The organism is Verrucosispora sp. FIM060022, assembly GCF_003977705.1.
Classification (GTDB): Bacteria; Actinomycetota; Actinomycetes; order Mycobacteriales; family Micromonosporaceae; genus Micromonospora; species Micromonospora gifhornensis.
Map to the genome: position 1 here is coordinate 50,808 of NZ_RQIV01000007.1, position 18,425 is coordinate 69,232.

16 protein-coding genes are annotated in these 18,425 nt (G+C 72.0%); 8 read left to right on the forward strand and 8 right to left on the reverse strand.

Annotated features, from left to right (window positions below):
* Positions 1–79: 79 nt before the first annotated feature.
* A complete protein-coding gene (locus EG812_RS19280; protein ID WP_126712390.1) occupies positions 80–1,201 on the reverse strand; it encodes a hypothetical protein in 1,122 nt (373 codons plus the stop codon).
* Between the two features lie 269 nt (positions 1,202–1,470).
* On the opposite strand from EG812_RS19280, the gene EG812_RS19285 reads away from it, so the two are divergent.
* A complete protein-coding gene (locus EG812_RS19285; RefSeq protein ID WP_126712391.1) occupies positions 1,471–1,899 on the forward strand; it encodes a hypothetical protein in 429 nt (142 codons plus the stop codon).
* Between the two features lie 106 nt (positions 1,900–2,005).
* Here EG812_RS19285 and EG812_RS19290 read toward each other — a convergent pair whose 3' ends face one another.
* The 5 genes from EG812_RS19290 to dnaK all read right to left on the reverse strand — a co-directional run bounded on the left by EG812_RS19290 (position 2,006) and on the right by dnaK (position 6,936).
* Positions 2,006–2,278: a hypothetical protein gene (locus EG812_RS19290; RefSeq protein ID WP_013730819.1), complete on the reverse strand. Its 273-nt coding sequence runs from the start codon at positions 2,276–2,278 to the stop codon at positions 2,006–2,008.
* 211 nt (positions 2,279–2,489) lie between these two features.
* Positions 2,490–2,927 (reverse strand): heat shock protein transcriptional repressor HspR, encoded by a 438-nt coding sequence (locus EG812_RS19295; protein ID WP_013730818.1) that lies wholly within the window; start codon positions 2,925–2,927, stop codon positions 2,490–2,492.
* A 29-nt stretch (positions 2,928–2,956) separates the two neighbouring features.
* A complete protein-coding gene (gene dnaJ, locus EG812_RS19300) occupies positions 2,957–4,144 on the reverse strand; it encodes a molecular chaperone DnaJ (RefSeq protein WP_013730817.1) in 1,188 nt (395 codons plus the stop codon).
* A gap of 85 nt (positions 4,145–4,229) precedes the next feature.
* On the reverse strand, positions 4,230–5,006 hold the full coding sequence (gene grpE, locus EG812_RS19305) for a nucleotide exchange factor GrpE (RefSeq protein WP_013730816.1): 777 nt from the start codon (positions 5,004–5,006) through the stop codon (positions 4,230–4,232).
* A gap of 46 nt (positions 5,007–5,052) precedes the next feature.
* Positions 5,053–6,936, reverse strand: a complete 1,884-nt coding sequence (gene dnaK / locus EG812_RS19310) for a molecular chaperone DnaK (protein WP_013730815.1) — start codon at positions 6,934–6,936, stop codon at positions 5,053–5,055.
* A gap of 221 nt (positions 6,937–7,157) precedes the next feature.
* Here dnaK and EG812_RS19315 point away from each other — a divergent pair, with 221 nt between their 5' ends.
* The 3 genes from EG812_RS19315 to EG812_RS19325 all read left to right on the forward strand — a co-directional run bounded on the left by EG812_RS19315 (position 7,158) and on the right by EG812_RS19325 (position 12,054).
* Complete coding sequence (locus tag EG812_RS19315) at positions 7,158–8,996, forward strand: GTPase family protein (RefSeq protein ID WP_126712392.1); 1,839 nt, start codon at positions 7,158–7,160, stop codon at positions 8,994–8,996.
* A 103-nt stretch (positions 8,997–9,099) separates the two neighbouring features.
* On the forward strand, positions 9,100–10,776 hold the full coding sequence (locus EG812_RS19320; RefSeq protein ID WP_126712491.1) for a GTPase: 1,677 nt from the start codon (positions 9,100–9,102) through the stop codon (positions 10,774–10,776).
* A gap of 57 nt (positions 10,777–10,833) precedes the next feature.
* On the forward strand, positions 10,834–12,054 hold the full coding sequence (locus EG812_RS19325; protein WP_013730811.1) for a hypothetical protein: 1,221 nt from the start codon (positions 10,834–10,836) through the stop codon (positions 12,052–12,054).
* Between the two features lie 51 nt (positions 12,055–12,105).
* Here the strand turns inward: EG812_RS19325 and EG812_RS19330 are convergent, their stop codons facing one another.
* Both EG812_RS19330 and EG812_RS19335 read right to left on the reverse strand, forming a co-directional pair.
* Positions 12,106–12,735 carry a phosphatase PAP2 family protein gene (locus tag EG812_RS19330; RefSeq protein WP_126712393.1) on the reverse strand — a complete coding sequence of 210 codons (630 nt, stop codon included), beginning with the start codon at positions 12,733–12,735 and terminating at the stop codon, positions 12,106–12,108.
* A gap of 41 nt (positions 12,736–12,776) precedes the next feature.
* A complete protein-coding gene (locus EG812_RS19335; RefSeq protein ID WP_126712394.1) occupies positions 12,777–13,796 on the reverse strand; it encodes a hypothetical protein in 1,020 nt (339 codons plus the stop codon).
* Positions 13,797–14,199: 403 nt separating this feature from the next.
* Between EG812_RS19335 and pdhA the strand changes: the two genes are divergently transcribed.
* The 4 genes from pdhA to EG812_RS29325 all read left to right on the forward strand — a co-directional run bounded on the left by pdhA (position 14,200) and on the right by EG812_RS29325 (position 18,181).
* Positions 14,200–15,375 carry a pyruvate dehydrogenase (acetyl-transferring) E1 component subunit alpha gene (pdhA, locus tag EG812_RS19340; protein ID WP_013730808.1) on the forward strand — a complete coding sequence of 392 codons (1,176 nt, stop codon included), beginning with the start codon at positions 14,200–14,202 and terminating at the stop codon, positions 15,373–15,375.
* Positions 15,375–16,364: an alpha-ketoacid dehydrogenase subunit beta gene (locus EG812_RS19345; protein ID WP_126712395.1), complete on the forward strand. Its 990-nt coding sequence runs from the start codon at positions 15,375–15,377 to the stop codon at positions 16,362–16,364. The genes pdhA and EG812_RS19345 overlap by 1 nt, the downstream gene beginning before the upstream one ends.
* Before the next feature lie 5 nt (positions 16,365–16,369).
* The gene (locus tag EG812_RS19350; RefSeq protein ID WP_126712492.1) at positions 16,370–17,830 is read left to right on the forward strand and encodes a dihydrolipoamide acetyltransferase family protein; all 1,461 of its coding nucleotides are present in this window, start codon (positions 16,370–16,372) and stop codon (positions 17,828–17,830) included.
* A 213-nt stretch (positions 17,831–18,043) separates the two neighbouring features.
* Complete coding sequence (locus tag EG812_RS29325; protein ID WP_013730805.1) at positions 18,044–18,181, forward strand: hypothetical protein; 138 nt, start codon at positions 18,044–18,046, stop codon at positions 18,179–18,181.
* Positions 18,182–18,425 lie beyond the last annotated feature (244 nt).

An 18,425-nucleotide genomic window follows, 5' to 3' on the forward strand; every position in this document is an offset into this window, starting at 1 on the left:
TCCACTGGTACCGACAGAACCAGAGTTGAGTCTATTCCGCTCAACCCTAGCGGTGTGACCTACCCCACGGCAATGCGAGTCAGTCCGTCTCCAGCGCCACTTCCACCCAGGTGCGGTCACCGAGGTGACCGATGCCGAGCAGGATGGTCTCCGACGTACCGGCGAACAGAGTGCCGTCAGGCAGCCGTCGCAGGTGGTGCCGATCGGTCAACGGCCAGCGGGGCAGGTCGACGTACCGGCCGCCGAGCAGCGCTCCCGCGCCCCGTGAGCTGACCACCGCCACCACCCCGGCGCCCAGCGGAACGGCTCGGCCGGCTCCCGGCTGCCCCTCGGCGCGTACCCGCTGCCAGGAGGCGCCTTCGAGTCGCCACAGCGCCGGAAAGCTGATCCGGTCCGGCCGCTCACCGATCAGCCAGAGTTCGCCGGCCACCGACTCCACCCGCAACAGCCACACCTCGCCGTCGGGTGCGGGCAGCGTGGTCGGCTCCCAGCTGCGCCCCTCGTCCCAGGAGATCGCCGCGTACGGCCGGCCGTCCTCGCCCGCCCCGGCCGCCACCAGCGGCCCCTCGTACCTCGTACCGTTCCGCACCAGCCACGCGTCACCCAGCACCACCGCGTTCAGCGCGGGCAGCGGCGGTTGGGTGGCCAGCGGACGCAGCGTCCGGCCGGTCCAGCGGCCGACCTTGCCCGTCTTCTCGCTGATCTGGAACCTGCCCTGGGTGGCCCGCCACTGCGGGGGCGCGACCTCACCCGGGCTGTGCCGGAAGGTCCGGCCGTCGTCGGTGGACGTCCACCAGCCGTACGGTTCGGCCCACAGGGCCAGCAGTCCCGGCGCGGTGTACATCTGCTGGTTGTCCGCCACCGGCTTCGGATGCCGCAGCCGCTGCCAGGAACGTCCCCCGTCGCCGGTGGACCAGAGCAGGGCGGGACAGTTCCGGCCGGGTGGCTGGCCGTCGCAGGAGCCGAAGAGGGCGTAACCGCGGTAGGCGTCGACGAACTCGACGTACGGCCGGTCGTACTGTCGCGGTACCGCGAGCCGACTCCCGCGGACCTCCGCGATCTGCGGCGGACTCGACGGCGCCGCACTCGACGGCACCGGGGTCGGCGTGGGCGGCGGGCGGCGGATGTCTCCGATCGAGCAGCCCGCCAGCGTCGGCACCAGGGCGGCCATCGCCATCCAACGATGTCGGCGGGTAGTCATTCAGCCTCCGTCACGGAAGTAGCCCGAGCCCTGTTCGTTGCGTCAGGCCGCCCTACCAGGCGTCGGGGTACGCCACGACATGATGACGGAGTCCGGCCATCGGCTACCGCGGGTCGGCCGTCCGGAGGATGCGGCCCGGCCAACGGGCGGAGATTTGCTTCCGGGAGGGGCTACCCGTACTGACGGGTACCGCGTTACCGTGTCGCCCCAGCAGCCAGGGTTCGCGGAGAGCGGACGACGCCCCCGCGGGCAGAGCGGAAGGTTGGCCGGTGAGCGTGCAGGAGTCAACGTTCCACGGCTTCGCCAACCCCGTCGACCCGTCCCCGGCGGAGTTGCGGTCGTGGGCCTACAACCCCGATTCGGTGCCGTTGACCTCCATGCCACCGGACTGGGACCTGCTGGTCTCCGGCGACCGGCTGGTGATGACGCTGTTCGACCTGGCCATGGACCCGACCTGTCCGGCGCGACGGTTCGCCCTGCACTGCCTCTACATCTACGCCGCGGACGGGATCCGGACGGACTTCCGGGCGCATCCTCGGCGGCGCTTCCGCAAACTGGTGGACCAGGCCGAGCGCAACGGTGACGACATGATGCGCACCTGGGCGCACAACAGCCGGGTGTTGCTGACCCGTCCGGAGCTGTTCGTCTACCGCGAGTGGTGTGAGGGCGGCCTCGTCCGCGAGGGCCGCCGACTCTGAGCCTGCTCAGGGCGGGGCAGCTGGGTGGCCGGTCGAGTCGGTGAGGTGAGCTCACGCGAACGAGCCGGGACCCCCCGTGGCTCCCGGCCCGCACGTCGGCGGATCGTCAGCGCGATCCGCCTCGCTCGCGTCGATGCTGGTCGGTGCGCGCCTGGCCGGCGCCGTGACCGCCACGACCGCTCTGCACAGGCCGAACGCTCCGGCTGCCGCTGGCATTCCGGTCGCCGGGCCTGTTGGTGTCGCCGCCGAAGCGGCCGGACTTGACCTGGTCGGAGAAGCGGCCCTTGGTGAGCCGGTTGAACCGTTCCCGTACGTCCTCGGCCAGGTTGTCGAGCCGGTGCTCCGCCGCTTCGGCCACCTTCTTCGCCGAATCCGCCATGGCTCCCCCCGCCGAGTCCGGATTGGGACAGTTAGACCATTAACGTGGAGGCTAACGAAGACAACCTGTCTCCCGCTCGGATTTGCCGAAACAGGTCCGAAACGAATTCCACCCGCCCAGAAAAGTGATCGCGCTCGATCACGGATCGAGTGGCCCGGCGGTCGTGCAGAGCCACCCGATCCGTGATCGAGCGCGATCTTCGAATTGATGGTCAGCGGTCGGGGTTGCGGCGGGGACGCCAGACCACCAAGGCGGTGGAGGTCTGGTTGGTCGGCACCAGATCGCGACCGGGGAAGCGGGCCAGCGACTCCAGTTCGGCCATCCGCCGGTACGCGGCCTCCAGCTCGGCCTCCAACTGGGCGACCCGCTGCTGCGCCTGCTCCAACAGCCGTTCCAGGCCGATGATCCGCTTGATCCCGGCGAGGTTCACCCCGTCGTCCTGGCTGAGACGCTGCACCTCGCGCAGCAGCACCACGTCCCGGACGCTGTACCGCCGCCCGCCGCCTGCTGCCCGGCCGGCCTGCACCAGGCCCAGCCGGTCGTACTGACGCAGCGTCTGCGGGTGCATCCCCGCCATCCGCGCCGCAACCGAGATCATCAGCACCTTGGCCTCGTAGGCGGGGTCATCCGAACCGACGAACCCGTCCATGCCGCTCACCTCCGCACCGCTTCACCGAGTCAACTGAACCGACGCACCCGGGCGTCGAGATGTTCCCGAGCCGCCGGCGGGGTGTGCGCCGCGAACGTCTCCAGGGCCGTCCGCGCCTCGTCGGAGATCCCGGCGGGCACCACCACGTCCAGCGTGACGAGCAGATCGCCGGTCTGCCCGTCCCGGCGACCCACTCCCTTGCCCCGAGCCCGCAGCACCCGCCCGCTCGGCGTACCCGGCGGCACCCGCAGGGTCACCGCGCCGTCGAGGGTCGGTACCCGCAGATCCGTGCCGAGTACCGCCTCGGTGAAGGTGATCGGGACGGTCAGGGTGAGGTCGTCGCCGGTGCGCCCGAACAGGTCGTCGGGCCGGACCTTGACGTGCACGAACAGGTCACCTGCCGGGCCGCCGCGGGTGCCCGGCTCGCCCCGGCCGGCCAGCCGGATCCGCTGGCCGTCGGCCACCCCCGCCGGGAAGCGGACGTTGAGCGTACGGGTCTTGGTGACGCCGCCGGTGCCCTGGCACTCCGGGCACTTCTCGTCGACGACGGTGCCGACGCTCTGACAGTTGCGGCACGGCTCGGAGAAGCTGAAGGCACCCTGGTTGCGGGTGGTCACCCCGGCACCGTGGCAGACCGGACAGGCCCTCGGCTGGGTGCCCGGCTTGGCACCGTTGCCGTGGCAGGTGTCGCAGACCCCGGGGGCCCGCAGCGTGAGCGGCAGGGTCACGCCCCGCACCGCGTCGTCGAAGTCGAGCGCCACCTCGGTCTCGACGTCCCGGCCGCGCGCCGGACCGGGCGCACCGCCCCCGGCGCCGCCACCCTGGCCGCCCGTGAAGATCGAACTGAACAGGTCGGAGATGTTGCCGCCGGCGAACCGACCACCTCCGCCGGGAGTTCCCCCGCCGAACAGGTCGGAGACGTCGAAGGGCATCCCGCCGGGCTGGCCAGGCTGGCGGGCGCCCCGGCGGAACGCGCCCGAGCCGAACAGCGACCGCATCTCGTCGTACTCACGGCGCTTGGTGTCGTCGCCCAGCACCGCGTACGCCTCGGAGACCGCCTTGAAGCGCTCCTCAGCCTTGGGGTCACCGGGGTTGTGGTCCGGGTGCGACTCCCGGGCCAGCTTCCGGTACGCCTTTTTGATCTCATCAGCGGAGGCGGTCTTCGCCACGCCCAGGACCGCGTAGTAGTCCTTCTCGATCCAGTCCTTGGAACTCAACGTCCACCTCCTCCCCACTGCCGGGCCGGGGCCGTCCCGTCCGCCGTCAAACGGCGGAGGAGACGCCCCCGGTCACCGTCGCGCACTATTCCGGATCGGCCACCGCGACCATCGCCGGCCGCAGCAGTCGCTCGCCCATCTGGTAACCCCGTCGCATCACCTGCACGCAGGTCGGTTCGGTGACGTCGGGCGAGGTCTGGTGGGCCACCGCCTCGTGCCGCGTCGGGTCGAACGGGTCGCCCTGCTCACCGAAGGGAGTCAGGCCGAACTTGCCCAACGCAGCGATCAGCTGCTCGGCCACCGAACCGAACGGACCGACCAGATCACCGTGCTCCCGGGCCCGGTCCAGGTCGTCCAAAATCGGCAGCAGCGCGGCCAGCACGGAGCCGGTCGCCTGCTCGGTGACCAGCGCGCGGTCACGCTCGACCCGCTTGCGGTAGTTGGCGTACTCGGCCGTGACCCGCTGCAGGTCCCGGGTGCGCTCGTCGAGATCGGAGCGCAGCGCCGCCAACTCGGCACCGAGCCCGCCGGCCGCCCCGTCCGACCCCTTCTCGGCCGTGGACTCGCCGACCGGACTCGCCGGAGAGTCCACCACCGGTGGCCCGTCGGTGGCCGGTTCGCTCAACGCGGCGGCCTCGACCTGGATGGCGTCGACCACCACCTCGGCATCCTCGACCAGGCCCTCGGCCGGAACGTCCGACCCGGCGTCGGCAGCCGCGCCCTCCGGCTCGGAGGTTTGGCTGATCTTGCGGTTGTTGCGGATGACGACCCGCGGCGCATCGCCGGCGGCCGGCTCCGACGCCGAGCCACCCGGCGCCGACCCGGTGTCACCCGGGTCAGCGGCTCGTGGCTGCTCCGTCATACGACTACCTCATCCCTCTGCCCGTGAGCCTGCGTCGTCCGGACCGTCACTTCTTGTCCTCGTCGACGATTTCCGCGTCGACCACGTCGTCGGCACCGGGCCGCCCGCCGGCCTGACCAGCGCCGGCCGCACCGGCCGCACCACCGGCACCGGCACCGGCACCACCAGCAGCGCCGCCCGCCTCAGCCTGCTCACCCTGCTGGGCGTAGAGCAGCGAGCCCGCCTCCTGGGAGACCTGCGCCAGCCGCTCGTGCGCCGACTTGATCTTATCGATGTCGCTGCCACCGAGGGCACCACGCAGCTCACCGAGGGCCTCGTTGAGCTTCTCGCGGTTCTCGGCGGGGAGCTTGTCGCCGTTCTCGGCGAGGAACTTCTCGGTCTGCCACTGCAGGGCCTCGGCCACGTTGCGGGCCTCCGCCTCGTCGCGACGACGCTTGTCCTCCTCCGCGTGCTCCTCGGCGTCCCGGCGCATCCGCTCGATGTCATCCTTCGGCAGCGAGGAACCGCCGGTGATGGTCATCTTCTGCTCCTTGCCGGTGCCCAGGTCCTTCGCGTGGACGTTGACGATGCCGTTCGCGTCGATGTCGAAGGTGACCTCGATCTGCGGCACGCCACGCGGGGCCGGCGGAAGACCGGTCAGCTCGAAGGTGCCGAGCTTCTTGTTGTACGCGGCGATGTCGCGCTCGCCCTGGAAGACCTGGATCAGCACCGAGGGCTGGTTGTCGTCGGCGGTGGTGAACACCTCCGAGCGCTTGGTCGGGATGGTGGTGTTGCGCTCGATCAGCTTGGTGAAGATGCCGCCCTTGGTCTCGATGCCCAGGCTCAGCGGGGTCACGTCGAGCAGCAGGACGTCCTTGACCTCACCCTTGAGCACGCCGGCCTGCAGGGCGGCGCCGACGGCGACGACCTCGTCCGGGTTGACGCCCTTGTTCGGGTCCCGGCCGGTGAGCTGCTTGACCAGGTCGGTCACGGCCGGCATCCGGGTCGAGCCGCCGACCAGGATCACGTGGTCGACGTCGGAGACCTTGATCCCGGCGTCCTTGACGGCCTGCTCGAACGGGACCTTGCAGCGGTCCAGCAGGTCCTGCGTCATGCGCTGGAACTCGGCCCGGCTCAGCGTCACGTCCAGGTGCAGCGGACCGGCCGCACCGGCGGTGATGTACGGCAGGTTGATGTTGGTGGTGGTGGCGGCGGACAGCTCGATCTTGGCCTTCTCGGCCGCCTCCTTGAGCCGCTGCATCGCCATCTTGTCCTGCGACAGGTCGATGCCGTGCTCGCCACGGAAGGTCTTGACCAGGTGATCCATGATCCGCTGGTCCCAGTCGTCACCGCCGAGCAGGTTGTCACCGCTTGTCGACTTGACCTCGATGACGCCCTCGGCCAACTCCAGCAGCGACACGTCGAAGGTGCCACCACCGAGGTCGAAGACCAGGACCGTCTGCTCCTTGGAGCCCTTGTCCAGCCCGTACGCCAGGGCTGCCGCGGTCGGCTCGTTGACGATCCGCAGCACGTTGAAGCCGGCGATCTCACCTGCCTCCTTGGTGGCCTGACGCTGGCCGTCGTTGAAGTACGCCGGGACGGTGATCACCGCATCGGTGATCTGCTCGCCCAGGTAGGCCTCGGCGTCCCGCTTGAGCTTCATCAGCGTCCGGGCCGAGATCTCCTGCGGGGTGTACTTCTTGCCGTCGATGTCGACGGACCAGTTGGTGCCGATCTCCCGCTTGACCGAACGGATCGTCCGGTCCGGGTTCGTCACCGCCTGGCGCTTGGCGACCTCACCGACGAGCACCTCGCCGTTGCGGGCGAACGCGACGATCGAAGGGGTCGTCCGCGAGCCCTCAGCGTTGGCGATGACGGTGGGCTCACCGCCCTCCAGGACGCTGACGCAGGAGTTCGTCGTGCCGAGGTCGATACCGACCGCACGTGCCATCTTCGCTTCCTCGCTTCGTAACGTTGGGCAGGTGACGAGCACCCCCGTCGCACCGCCCGGCGGGCGCCGCCCGCAGCGACCCCACCTCAAGTTGAGTGAACTTGACTCAATAGTGCCACGCCCACCGCGATCGTCAAGTCGAGGTTGAGTCGAGTCGGCGCAACTCACCGCCCGCTACTGACCGGTTGTCTTACCTTGTGTCGGTCGGGCACGCTTTAGCGGTGACGACGAACGGCGATCCCGCCTCACTCTCCGGCGCGCCCGCCGTCGCAGCCCGCACCGGCCGTACCGACGCCGGGGAGGACCGGCCCGCCGCCGACGACCGCCTGCCCGACGCCCTGTCCGGCCTGCGTGCCGCGATCGGGGCCGCCACGTTCCCGCTGGTGCTGCCCTCGGCCGAGCCCGCCGAGCGGATCGGCGCCGCGCTGGCCGACCAGCTCGACGACTACCTGCTGCCCCGGCTCACCCGCCTCGACGCGCCGCTGCTCGTCGTGGTCGGCGGATCCACCGGCGCCGGCAAGTCGACCCTGGTCAACAGCCTGGTGCAGGCCCGGGTCAGCGCCGCCGGGGTGCTGCGCCCCACCACCCGCTCACCCGTACTGGTCTGCAACCCGGCCGACTCGTCCTGGTTCCGCCGGGGCGAGCTGCTGCCCGGCCTGACCCGTACCAACCAACCCAGCGACGACCCGCGCACCCTGCACCTGGTCACCGCCCCCGCGCTCGCCCCCGGCCTGGCGTTCCTGGACGCCCCCGACATCGACTCGGTGGTCGACGCCAACCGGGCGTTGGCCAGTCAACTGCTCGCCGCTGCCGACCTCTGGCTCTTCGTGACCACCGCCGCCCGGTACGCCGACGCCGTCCCCTGGGAACTGCTGCGCGGTGCGCGGGCCCGGGGCGCGGTGATCGCCATGGTGCTCGACCGGGTGCCGGCCGAGGCCACCGACGAGGTCGCCGGGCACCTCGCCGAGATGCTCGCCGAGCAGGATCTGGGCTCGGCGCCGCTGTTCGTGCTGCCGGAGACCTGGGTCGACGGGCAAGGGCTGCTGCCCGCCCGGGTCACCGCGCCGCTGGCCGACTGGTTCGCCCGGCTCGCCGCCGACGCCGACGCCCGCTCGGCGGTGGTCCGGCAGACCCTGGGTGGCGCGCTGATCGCGCTGCAACCGGCCGTGGAGAGCCTGGCCGCCGCCGCGGACGAGCAGGTGGCCGCCGCCGACACGCTTGACGATCGGGTACGCGCCGCGTACCGGTCCGCGAACCGGACGGTCGAGCAGGGGCTGCGCGACGGTCGGCTGCTCCGGGGCGAGGTGCTGGCCCGCTGGCAGGAGTTCGTCGGCACCAGCGACTTCCTCCGCAGCCTGGAGGCGCGGATCGGCCGGCTACGGGACCGGCTCGTGGCCGCGTTCAGCAGACGCCCGGCACCCGCCGCCGAGCTGCGCGAGGCGATCGAGTCTCAGCTGGTCACCCTGCTGCGGGCGGTGGCCGCCGAGGCGGCCGAGCAGGCGTACACCGGCTGGAAGGCTCATCCGGCCGGGGCCGCGCTGCTCGTGCCGGACCTCGCCCACCACGGCGACGACCTGCCCGAGCGCGCCGAGCGACTGGTCCGGGACTGGCAGCGGGGCGTGCTGGAGCTGGTCCGCACCGAGGGCGGCGACCGACGGTTCGTGGCCCGTACGGCCGCCTACGCGGTGAACGCCACCGGGTTGGCCGTCATGATCGCCGTGTTCGCCTCGACCGCGTTCATCCCGACCGGGCTGGAGGTCGCCACCGGCGCGGGCACCACCCTCGCCGGGCAGGCGGTGCTGCAGGCGATCTTCGGTGACCAGGCCGTGCGGACGCTCGCCGACAAGGCCCGGGCGGACCTGCTGGAACGGGTGCGCGCCCTGCTGGACGTCGAGGCCGCCCGCTTCCTCAGCCGGACCGAGCAGGCCCGGCCGGCGGAGCAGACCGCCACCGCGTTGCGCCAGGCCGCCGAGCGGGTGGAGGCGGCCCGGCTGGCCAGCGGCTTCGCCGACGCGACAAGCGCCCTGAGCGGGCCGGCCGACCAGGGACGCCCGGCGTGAGCGCACTGCCGCGAGAGGAGCCCACGGCGGCCGGCACCGAGGTCAGCCTGGACGCGCTGGGCAAGGCCAGCGCACGGACCCGCCGGGAGCGGCTGTGATGGGAATGGGCGGACGCCTGCGTGAGGCGTTACGGGCCGACGGCCGGGTCGACGCCGACCAGTTGGTCGCCCGGCTGGAGGCGATCCGCCGGTTCCTCGGCATCGTCGACGGCCAACTGCCGGACACCCCGCTGGTGCCGGCACGCACGCTTGTCGAGCGGGCCGGCACCCGGCTGTCGCTCTCCCGCGACCACACCGTCGTGGCGCTCGCCGGTGCGACCGGCAGCGGCAAGTCGAGCCTGTTCAACGCGATGGCCCGGATGGATCTCTCTCCGGTCGGGGTGCGCCGACCCACCACCGGCGTGACGCACGCCTGCGTGTGGGGGCCGCTCGACGGCGGCACCCGACTGCTGGACTGGCTCGGCGTACTGCCCCGGCACCGGTTCGTCCGGGAGAGCCTGCTGGACGGCGACGACGAGTCCACACTGCACGGGCTGATCCTGCTCGACCTGCCGGACTTCGACTCGGTGCAGCACTCGCACCGGCTGGAGGTGGACCGGCTGCTCGGCCTGGTGGACCTGGTGGTCTGGGTGGTCGACCCGCAGAAGTACGCCGACCGGGTGGTGCACGGCAGCTACCTGCGCGAGTTCCACAGGCACCGCGACGTCACAGTGGTCGTGCTCAACCAGGTCGACCGGCTGCCCCCGACCGACGTCGACCGGGTGGTGGCCGACCTGCGCCGACTGCTCGACGCCGACGGGCTCGACGGGGTGCCGCTGCTGACCACCACGATCACCGACCCGGCCGGGACCGAGGGGCTGCGCGGAGCGCTGGAGCGCAGCGTCGCCGAACGGCAGGCCGCGCTGCGTCGACTCTCCGGTGACGTGGACGCGGTGGTCGCCGCGCTGGACGAGATGGTCGGCGCGCCACGCCCGGCGTTGACCACGGACGACCCGGCGCTGGCCGCGCTGGATCGGGCGCTGGTCGCCGCAGCGGGCGTACCGACGGTGGCGGAGGCGGTCGAGCAGGCGTACCGACACCGGGCCGCCACCACGACCGGTTGGCCGCTGGTACGCCTCTGGCGGCGGCTGCGTCCCGATCCGCTGCGCCGGTTGCACCTCCCCGACCGGTCGGGCGATCCGCGCGACCCGGCGGAGAGCCTGGTCGCCGCGACCTCCGTGCCCGAGCCCAGCGTCGCCGACCGGTCCGCGCTCGGGCTCGCGGTCCGCACGGTGGCCGAGCGGGCCGGCACCGGCCTGCCGAGCGCCTGGCCGAACGCGGTCACCGCGGCGGCCCGGTCCCGGCTCGGCGACCTGCCGGACGCCCTGGACCGCGCGATCGCCGACACCGACCTGCGGATGAACCGGCCCCGCCTCTGGTGGCGGCTGGTCGGCGGGTTGCAGTGGCTGGTGACCCTGGCCGCCGTGGCCGGGCTCGGCTGGCTCGCCCTCGGCTATGCGCTGCGGGCCCTGGGGTTGCCGGAGCTGCGTCATCCGATGGTCGGTGAGGTGCCCGTGCCGACCCTGCTGCTGCTCGGTGGGCTCTTCGCCGGGCTGCTGATGGCGGCCCTGACCCGGCCGGTGGCACGGTGGGCCGCCCGGCGGGCCCGGCAGCGCGCCGAGGCCCGGTTGACCGGGGCGGTGACGAAGGTCGGCGAGGAGTACGTGCTCGCACCGGTTCGGACGGTGATCGCCGCGCACGCCGACGCGCGGACCGTCCTCGAGGTCGCCCGGCATCGCTGAGCGACGCCGCACGTCTGCTCACCGGTCATCGGGCCCCGAGCGGCGTAGTGTCGGGTCATGGCCACGCCACAGACCCCGTACGAAGCGGTGCTGCACGCCGCCCGCGACGTGACCAAGCTCGACACCGCCCTCGACGCGGAGATGCTCGGCGCGGCCCTGCTGGGCAGCGTGTACGAGGTTGCGGAGACGGACCGGGAGACGGCAGTACGCGAGTTCGTGGCCGGTTTTCTCGCGGCCACCTCGCGACGGCGGGCTCTCGCCGCCACCACCGTACGCGCCGTGTTCGCCGCCCTCGTGCCGGACGCGAAGGGCGCGGACCGGGTCCGTCCCGGCGCTGCCGCACCAGCCTGGTCGGGTCACCTCGGCCGGGTGCACCTCACCGGCACCTGGGCGTACGGCGACGTCTACGGCGACCAGACCTCCTACCTGGCGACCTTCGCCTACGACGACACGGTCGGCGGGCCGGAACATGCGCTTATCGCGTTGGTGGACCACAACATCGGCATCGCCAAGGACGTCTTCGTCGGCGGGCCCGCGAGCCGGATCCTGGCCCAGGTCCGACAGTTGTGCGCCGAGGACGAGCTGACCTGGTTCCGGGAGGAGGATCCGAGTCGGATGCGTGGCGAGGTGAGCCGGCATCTGGCGGTCACCGACCACCTGGGGCAGTTGCCGGGTACGACGTCACTGGCCACGGATCGGGCGCTGGTCGGGGCCCGGCTGACGATCCTGCCGGCCTGGCAGGGCGCGGTGCCGGTGCCGTCCGACGATCCACTGCCGGCAGCCGTACGGGCCGACGAGATCCGACGTTTCCTCGCCTCGCCGGAGGCGAAGCGAGCGGGCTTCGACGACGTCGACGGTGCCGAGTTGGCCTCGCTGCACTTCTGCCTGGGCCTGCTGCTCGACCACGCGGCCACCTTCGCCGACGCCGACCCGCTGCGCTGGAGCCCGACCGTGGCCGGGTTCTTCCTGCTCGACTGGGTGCACCGTCGGGCCGTACTCGACATGGACGACGCGGCGATGCTGCCCCGGGTCCTGCGGGCCTGGGCCGCGTACGCCGCCCGCAGACGTGGGTTGCCGGAAACGGCTGCCGCCGGTACGGACACCGCCATCGCCGAGATGGTGCCCGAGTTCGTCCGGCTCTACGCCACCGGCGAGCGGCGCAGCCCGGCGACCGCGGCGGTGGCGCAGTTGATGGCCGACGGGGTCGACCCGGACGATCCGGCCGCGCTCGACGCCTGGATCGACGCCAACCGGCACCGCCTCTCCGACGACAGCTGACCGCGGGCCGTGGCGAAGTTGTCACGGCGACCGCACTCGGATCGACCAGGGTCAGCGCAGCACGGTGAAGACCACGGCCGCGACCAGGCCACCGAGGACGCCACCGGCGAGCACCTGGGCGGGGGTGTGATCGCCCAGGCGCACCCGTGACCAGCCGACCAGCCCGAGCAGCGGGGTGGCCACGAGCACCCAGACGCCGAAGGTGACAAGCAGCACCGCCAGCGTGCCGACCGCGACCGCCGAGTGGATCGACATCTTCCACCATTGGCTGACCGTCACTGCGACCACCAGACCCACAAGTCCGGCGGCGACCAGGGCCAGCACGGGTCGCGGCGCGCCGAGCACCGCGAGCAGGGCCAGCCCGGCCGCCACCGAACCGAGCCCGAACAGCAGCGGAATCCGCCGCTGTTCGCGTACCCGGACGTGATGATCGGTGAGTCGGCCGCGACGCACCCCGCCGACGATGTACGCCATCGGGAGCAGGCTGGCGAAGACGACCGCGACCAACCCCCAGCCCACGCCGCTCAACCTGCCCTGGGCGCTGTGCCAGCCGATCACGACGGTGAGCAGGGAGACGAGGACGGCGGGCGCGGTCAACTCGGTGACGATCCGGGCCAGTCGCAGCCCTGGGCCGGGCCGGGCCGCAGCGACGTCGTCAGCGACCAGGTCACGGTCGACCAAGATCAGACCCCCCGCTCCGCTCCGGTCCGTCGACGGCCTTCTCACCGTACCGTCGGTGACCCGGTGCTTCCCGGGTGATCCGGAGTGGGGCAGGCCGGCTCGCCCGACCTGCTCGGACCCGCCGAGGCGCTGGGCCCGTCGGGCGTGGCGGGGTCCCGGGGCAGGTGGGGGTTCGCCGACGTGGACGGCTCCGTCGTGGCAGGCGAGTCGGTGGCAGGTGGGTCGGTTGCGGGCGGGTCGGTGGCGGGCGGGTCGGTGGCGGGCGGGTCGGTGCTCGCCGACGGGTCGGTCGGGTCCGGCGGTTCCGCCGATGCGCTCGGCCCGGCACCGCCCGGGTCCGGCGAGGCGGACGGGCTCGCGGAATCACTCGGCACGGGCGGGTCACTCGGGACCGGCGGTGGCGAGGTAGGTGTGGCCGGCGGCGCGGGAGTGACTCCCGGCACCGGCCGGGTCGGCGTGGGGTGGGGAGTCGGGGTCGGGCGCGGGAGCGGCGCGGGCACCGGGCTGGGCGGCCGAGGTCGGGGGTCACTGTCCGGTAGCTCCGGGCGACGCTCGGGTGTCAGGTCCACCGGCGTCGGCCCCGGGTCAGGTCGGTCCACCGGGTCGATCGGCGGGGCGGCCGGAGCGGTCGACGGCACCGCCGTCGAGGTGGCTGCGGGGGCACCGGTGGGCGGCGGCGGGATGACCACCGGCCCGATGGACGGCGTCGGGATGAACGGCGTACCGCTGTCCGGCAGGGCGGTGCTGCCCACCGTCGCCGAGCCGGTGCTGATCGCGGCGAGAACCGGCATCGAGGCCGTGCCGGCGAGCAGCGCCACGGTCAGCAGGTAACCGCGGGACGGACCGGCGGTGCGTACGGCGCGGTGGGTACCCACCACCCGGCGGTAGCTGCCGGGTGCCCGGTGCCGGCCGGAACTCCCGGCACCCTCGTCTGGTTCCGACACCACGCACTCCTCGTCGTCGCCCGGGGCCTGGACCGTGATGAGCTGCCCCGGCGGACCGCCGAGTGAGATCGGGGTCCAGCCGGAAACAGCGTCGGTCAGCGACTCCGGGTCAGCCAACCCCCCACCGCGTGTCGAAACGCTCATATGGCCGAATAGCGACAAATCATCACCGGAACGTCCGGGCGTCATTGGAGCCGACACCCCGGCATTTCAGGTAACGAACCGGACCGGCCCTGGGATGCGGGGCAGGCAGGGTGTGGGGCGGCTCACCTGTGATGCGAATATGGAGCCACGACGGCAGCGCAGCCGTGACCTCCGCGCACCCACGCGGAAGGCGCGACTGGGCGCCGGCGCTCCCGAACCGGGTTCGGCCATGAATCCGGCTCAGGCCGCGCGGCAACCCCCACCGGGGCTAGGCGCGGTCGCCAGGAACCGATCCCGGCACCAGCCGGGGCGGGCTCACGAGTCGCGCGGCCGGGTGACCCCCCGGTGCCGACGCAGACACGACAGGGAGAGACGGATGGCAAAGGGCGACCCCGGGGCCAGCACCCGCGGCCGGCGAGCCGCACCCCGATCCAGGAAAGCCGCGACCGGCGACCCGGAACTGGTGCAACTGCTCACCCCGTCGGGTGAGCGCATCGACAGCGTCACCGGCCCGGACGGCGTCGAATACCGCGTCGACTTCACCGACGAGGAGTACCGCGGCCTCTACCGTGACCTGGTACTCGTGCGGAAGTTGGACGCCGAGGCCACCGCCCTGCAACGGCAGGGCGAACTGGGCCTGTGGGCCAGCCTGCTGGGCCAGGAGGCCGCGCAGGTCGGTTCCGGACGGGCGCTACGCGCCCAGGACATGGCCTTCCCGACCTACCGGGAGCACGGCGTCCTCTACTGCCGTGGCATCGATCCGATCATGCCCCTGGGCCTGTTCCGCGGCGTCGATCAGGGCGGCTGGGATCCGAACGAGTTCAAGTTCAACATGTACACGATCGTGATCGGGGCGCAGACCCTGCACGCGACCGGGTACGCCATGGGTGTCGCCATGGACGGCAAGACCGGCGGCGAGGACGGCGAGGCGGTCATCGCCTACTTCGGCGACGGCGCCACCAGCCAGGGCGACGTGAACGAGGCGTTCGTCTGGGCCAGCGTCTTCAACGCCCCGCTGGTGTTCTTCTGCCAGAACAACCAGTACGCCATCTCCGAGCCGTTGGAGCGGCAGACCCGGGTTCCGCTGTACCGACGGGCCGCCGGCTTCGGCTTCCCCGGTGTGCGGGTGGACGGCAACGACGTGCTGGCCACGTACGCGGTGGCCCGGCACGCGCTGGACAACGCCCGCAACGGGCAGGGCCCGAGCCTGATCGAGGCGTACACCTATCGGATGGGGGCGCACACCACCTCCGACGACCCGACCCGCTACCGCATCGCCAGCGAGGTCGAGGCCTGGCAGGCCAAGGACCCGATCGCCCGGATGAAGGCCTTCCTGGAGCGGGAGAAGATCGCCGACAGCGACTTCTTCGCCGAGGTCGACGAGCAGGCCCGCCGGGAGGCGATCGACCTGCGCGAGCGGGTGCTGGCCATGCCGAACCCGGAGCCGGTCACCATGTTCGACCACGTCTACCCCAACGGGTCGCCGCTGCTCGACGAGCAGCGCGCACAGTTCAACAAGTACTTCGACTCGTTCGAGGGGAGCGCGCACTGATGGCCACGGAGACGCTCACCCTCGGCAAGGCCCTCAACGTCGGCCTGCGCAAGGCCCTGGAGAACGACCCCAAGGTCGTCATCATGGGCGAGGACGTCGGCAAGCTCGGCGGTGTCTTCCGGATCACCGACGGGTTGCAGAAGGACTTCGGCGACCAGCGGGTGATCGACACGCCGCTCGCCGAGTCGGGCATCATCGGCACCGCGGTCGGCCTGGCCATCCGGGGCTACCGGCCGGTCTGCGAGATCCAGTTCGACGGCTTCGTCTACCCGGCGTACGACCAGATCGTGTCGCAGGTGGCGAAGATGCACTACCGCTCGGGCGGCAACCTGCGCATCCCGATGGTCATCCGAATTCCCTTCGGCGGCGGCATCGGTGCGGTGGAGCACCACTCGGAGTCGCCCGAGGCTTACTTCGCCCACACCGCCGGACTCAAGGTCGTCTCCTGCGCCAACCCGCAGGACGCGTACGTGATGATCCAGCAGGCGATCGCCTCGGACGACCCGATCGTCTTCCTGGAGCCGAAGCGGCGCTACTGGGAGAAGGGCCAGGTCGACCTGGACGCGCCACTGACCGAGGCGTACCCCCTGCACTCGGCCCGGGTGGTGCGGCCCGGCACGGACGCCACCCTGCTGGCGTACGGCCCGATGGTGCGCACCTGCCTGGACGCGGCGACCGCCGCGGCCGAGGACGGCCGCAACCTGGAGGTCATCGACCTGCGCACGCTCTCCCCGCTGGACCTGGCTGCGGTGTACGAGTCGGTGCGGCGCACCGGCCGCGCGGTGGTGGTGCACGAGGCACCGTCCAACGTGGGCCTGGGCGCGGAGATCGCCGCCCGGATCACCGAGGAGTGCTTCTACTCGCTGGAGTCCCCGGTGCTGCGGGTGACCGGCTTCGACACCCCCTACCCGGCCGCCCGGGTGGAGGAGGAGTACCTGCCCGACCTCGACCGGGTGCTCGACGCCGTCGACCGCACCTTCGGCTGGTGAGCGGCATGTCCCGGATCAAGGAGTTCAACCTTCCCGACCTGGGGGAGGGCCTGACCGAGGGCGAGATCCTCGCCTGGCTGGTCAAGGTGGGCGACACCATCGAGCTGAACCAACCGATCGTCGAGGTGGAGACCGCCAAGGCGGCGGTGGAGATCCCCGCGAAGTGGGCCGGTCAGGTGCAGGCGATCTTCCACCCGGAGGGCACCACGGTCGAGGTCGGTACGCCGATCATCGCGATCGACACCGACCCGGGCGCCGGGCCGGTCGAGTCCTCGACCGAGGAACTGCCCGCGCCCTCGGCGGCGTCGCTGGCCGCCGTCGACATCGCTCCGGCAGAGGGCGCGGTCGAGCCGGGCCTGATCGGCGGTCCCGCACCGGGCGGTCGTACCGCCGTCCTGGTCGGCTACGGCCCGCGCACCACCGCCGCGAAGCGCCGTCCCCGCAAGGGCGCGGCCCCGGCCCAGGCCACCACCGCCCCGGTCACCCCGGCCGCGCCGGCCCCGGTCGTCGCGGCTCCGGTGCCGGTGCAGGCCGCGCCGGCGCCGACGGTGAACGGCAACGGTCACCCCGGCGGTCCGGTGCTGGCCAAGCCGCCGGTACGCAAGCTCGCCAAGGATCTCGGCGTCGACCTGCGTACGCTGACCGGCTCGGGCCCGCTCGGCTCGATCACCCGGGAGGACGTCCAGCAGGCGGTGGCGGCGTCGTCGGCTGCGGCCGAGCCGCTGACGGTCGGCGCGGCGGCCACCTCCGCCGCGAGCTTCGGTGCCGACCGCGAGCAGCGCATCCCGGTGAAGGGGGTACGCAAGCTCACCGCCGAGAACATGTCCCGCTCGGCGTTCACCGCCCCGCACGTCACCGAGTTCCTCACCATCGACATGACCCGGGCGATGAAGGCGCTGGACCGGCTGCGTGGCCGGCGGGAGTGGCGCGACGTACGGGTCTCGCCGCTGCTGCTGGTGGCGAAGGCGGTGCTGCTGGCGGTCAAGCGACACCCGATGGTCAACTCGACCTGGGCCGGCGACGAGATCGTCGTCAAGGAGTACGTCAACCTGGGCATCGCGGCGGCCACCGAGCGCGGCCTGATCGTGCCGAACATCAAGGATGCCGGCCGGCTGACCCTGCGGGAGTTGGCGGACGCGATGACGGACCTGGTGCAGACCGCCAAGGCCGGCAGGACCTCGCCGGCTGCCATGTCGGGCGGCACGCTGACCATCACCAACGTCGGTGTGTTCGGGGTGGACACCGGGACCCCGATCCTGCCGCCGGGGGAATCGGCGATCCTGGCCTTCGGGGCGGTGCGCGAGCAGCCCTGGGTGCACAAGGGCAAGGTGAAACCACGCATGGTGACCACGCTCGCGCTCTCCTTCGACCACCGGATCATCGACGGTGAGCTGGGTTCGAAGTTCCTGCGCGACATCGGTGACTTCCTCACCGACCCCGAGGCGGCACTGCTCGCCTGGACCTGACGCGCTGCGACGACGGCCGGTGTGCCACGGGTGAACGCCCGGCACGCCGGCCGTTGCCGTTGGGTGAAGAATGCCGGTCCACATCGCACCCCACGCCTAAGATTCGTAGGCTCGTGGCGCAGCTCACCTAATAATCGATGGATGTTGGCGGCGTTTTGCTGTTCAATAGAGACATCACCGGGCCGACAACCGAATAGCCAGCAGGAGAGAACCATGAGCATGATCGAGCGAATCCGTAGCCGCCGCGACGCCAACCGCCGCGCCCGGGCCATCGAGCGGGCCCTGCGCTCCGCCAGCTCGCCGGCCGTACGCGACGAGATCCTCGTCATCGCCCAGCGTCACATGCACTGACGCCCACGACGTTTATTCACCTCCTCCCCGACGACGACCCGCCCGGATCACCGGGCGGGTCGTTGTCATTGCGCCCATGCCCTGACACCGGGATACCGCCTCGCCCCAGCGCCCGGTACGGTGGGGCACGGTCGTCATCCCCGGCCCGGGAAGGTCGATGCGATAGATGCGAATCGACACCACCCGGCAACGGACAGTGATGATTGGCGCTCCCCGGATGCGCCCCGGTGACCACCGGATACGG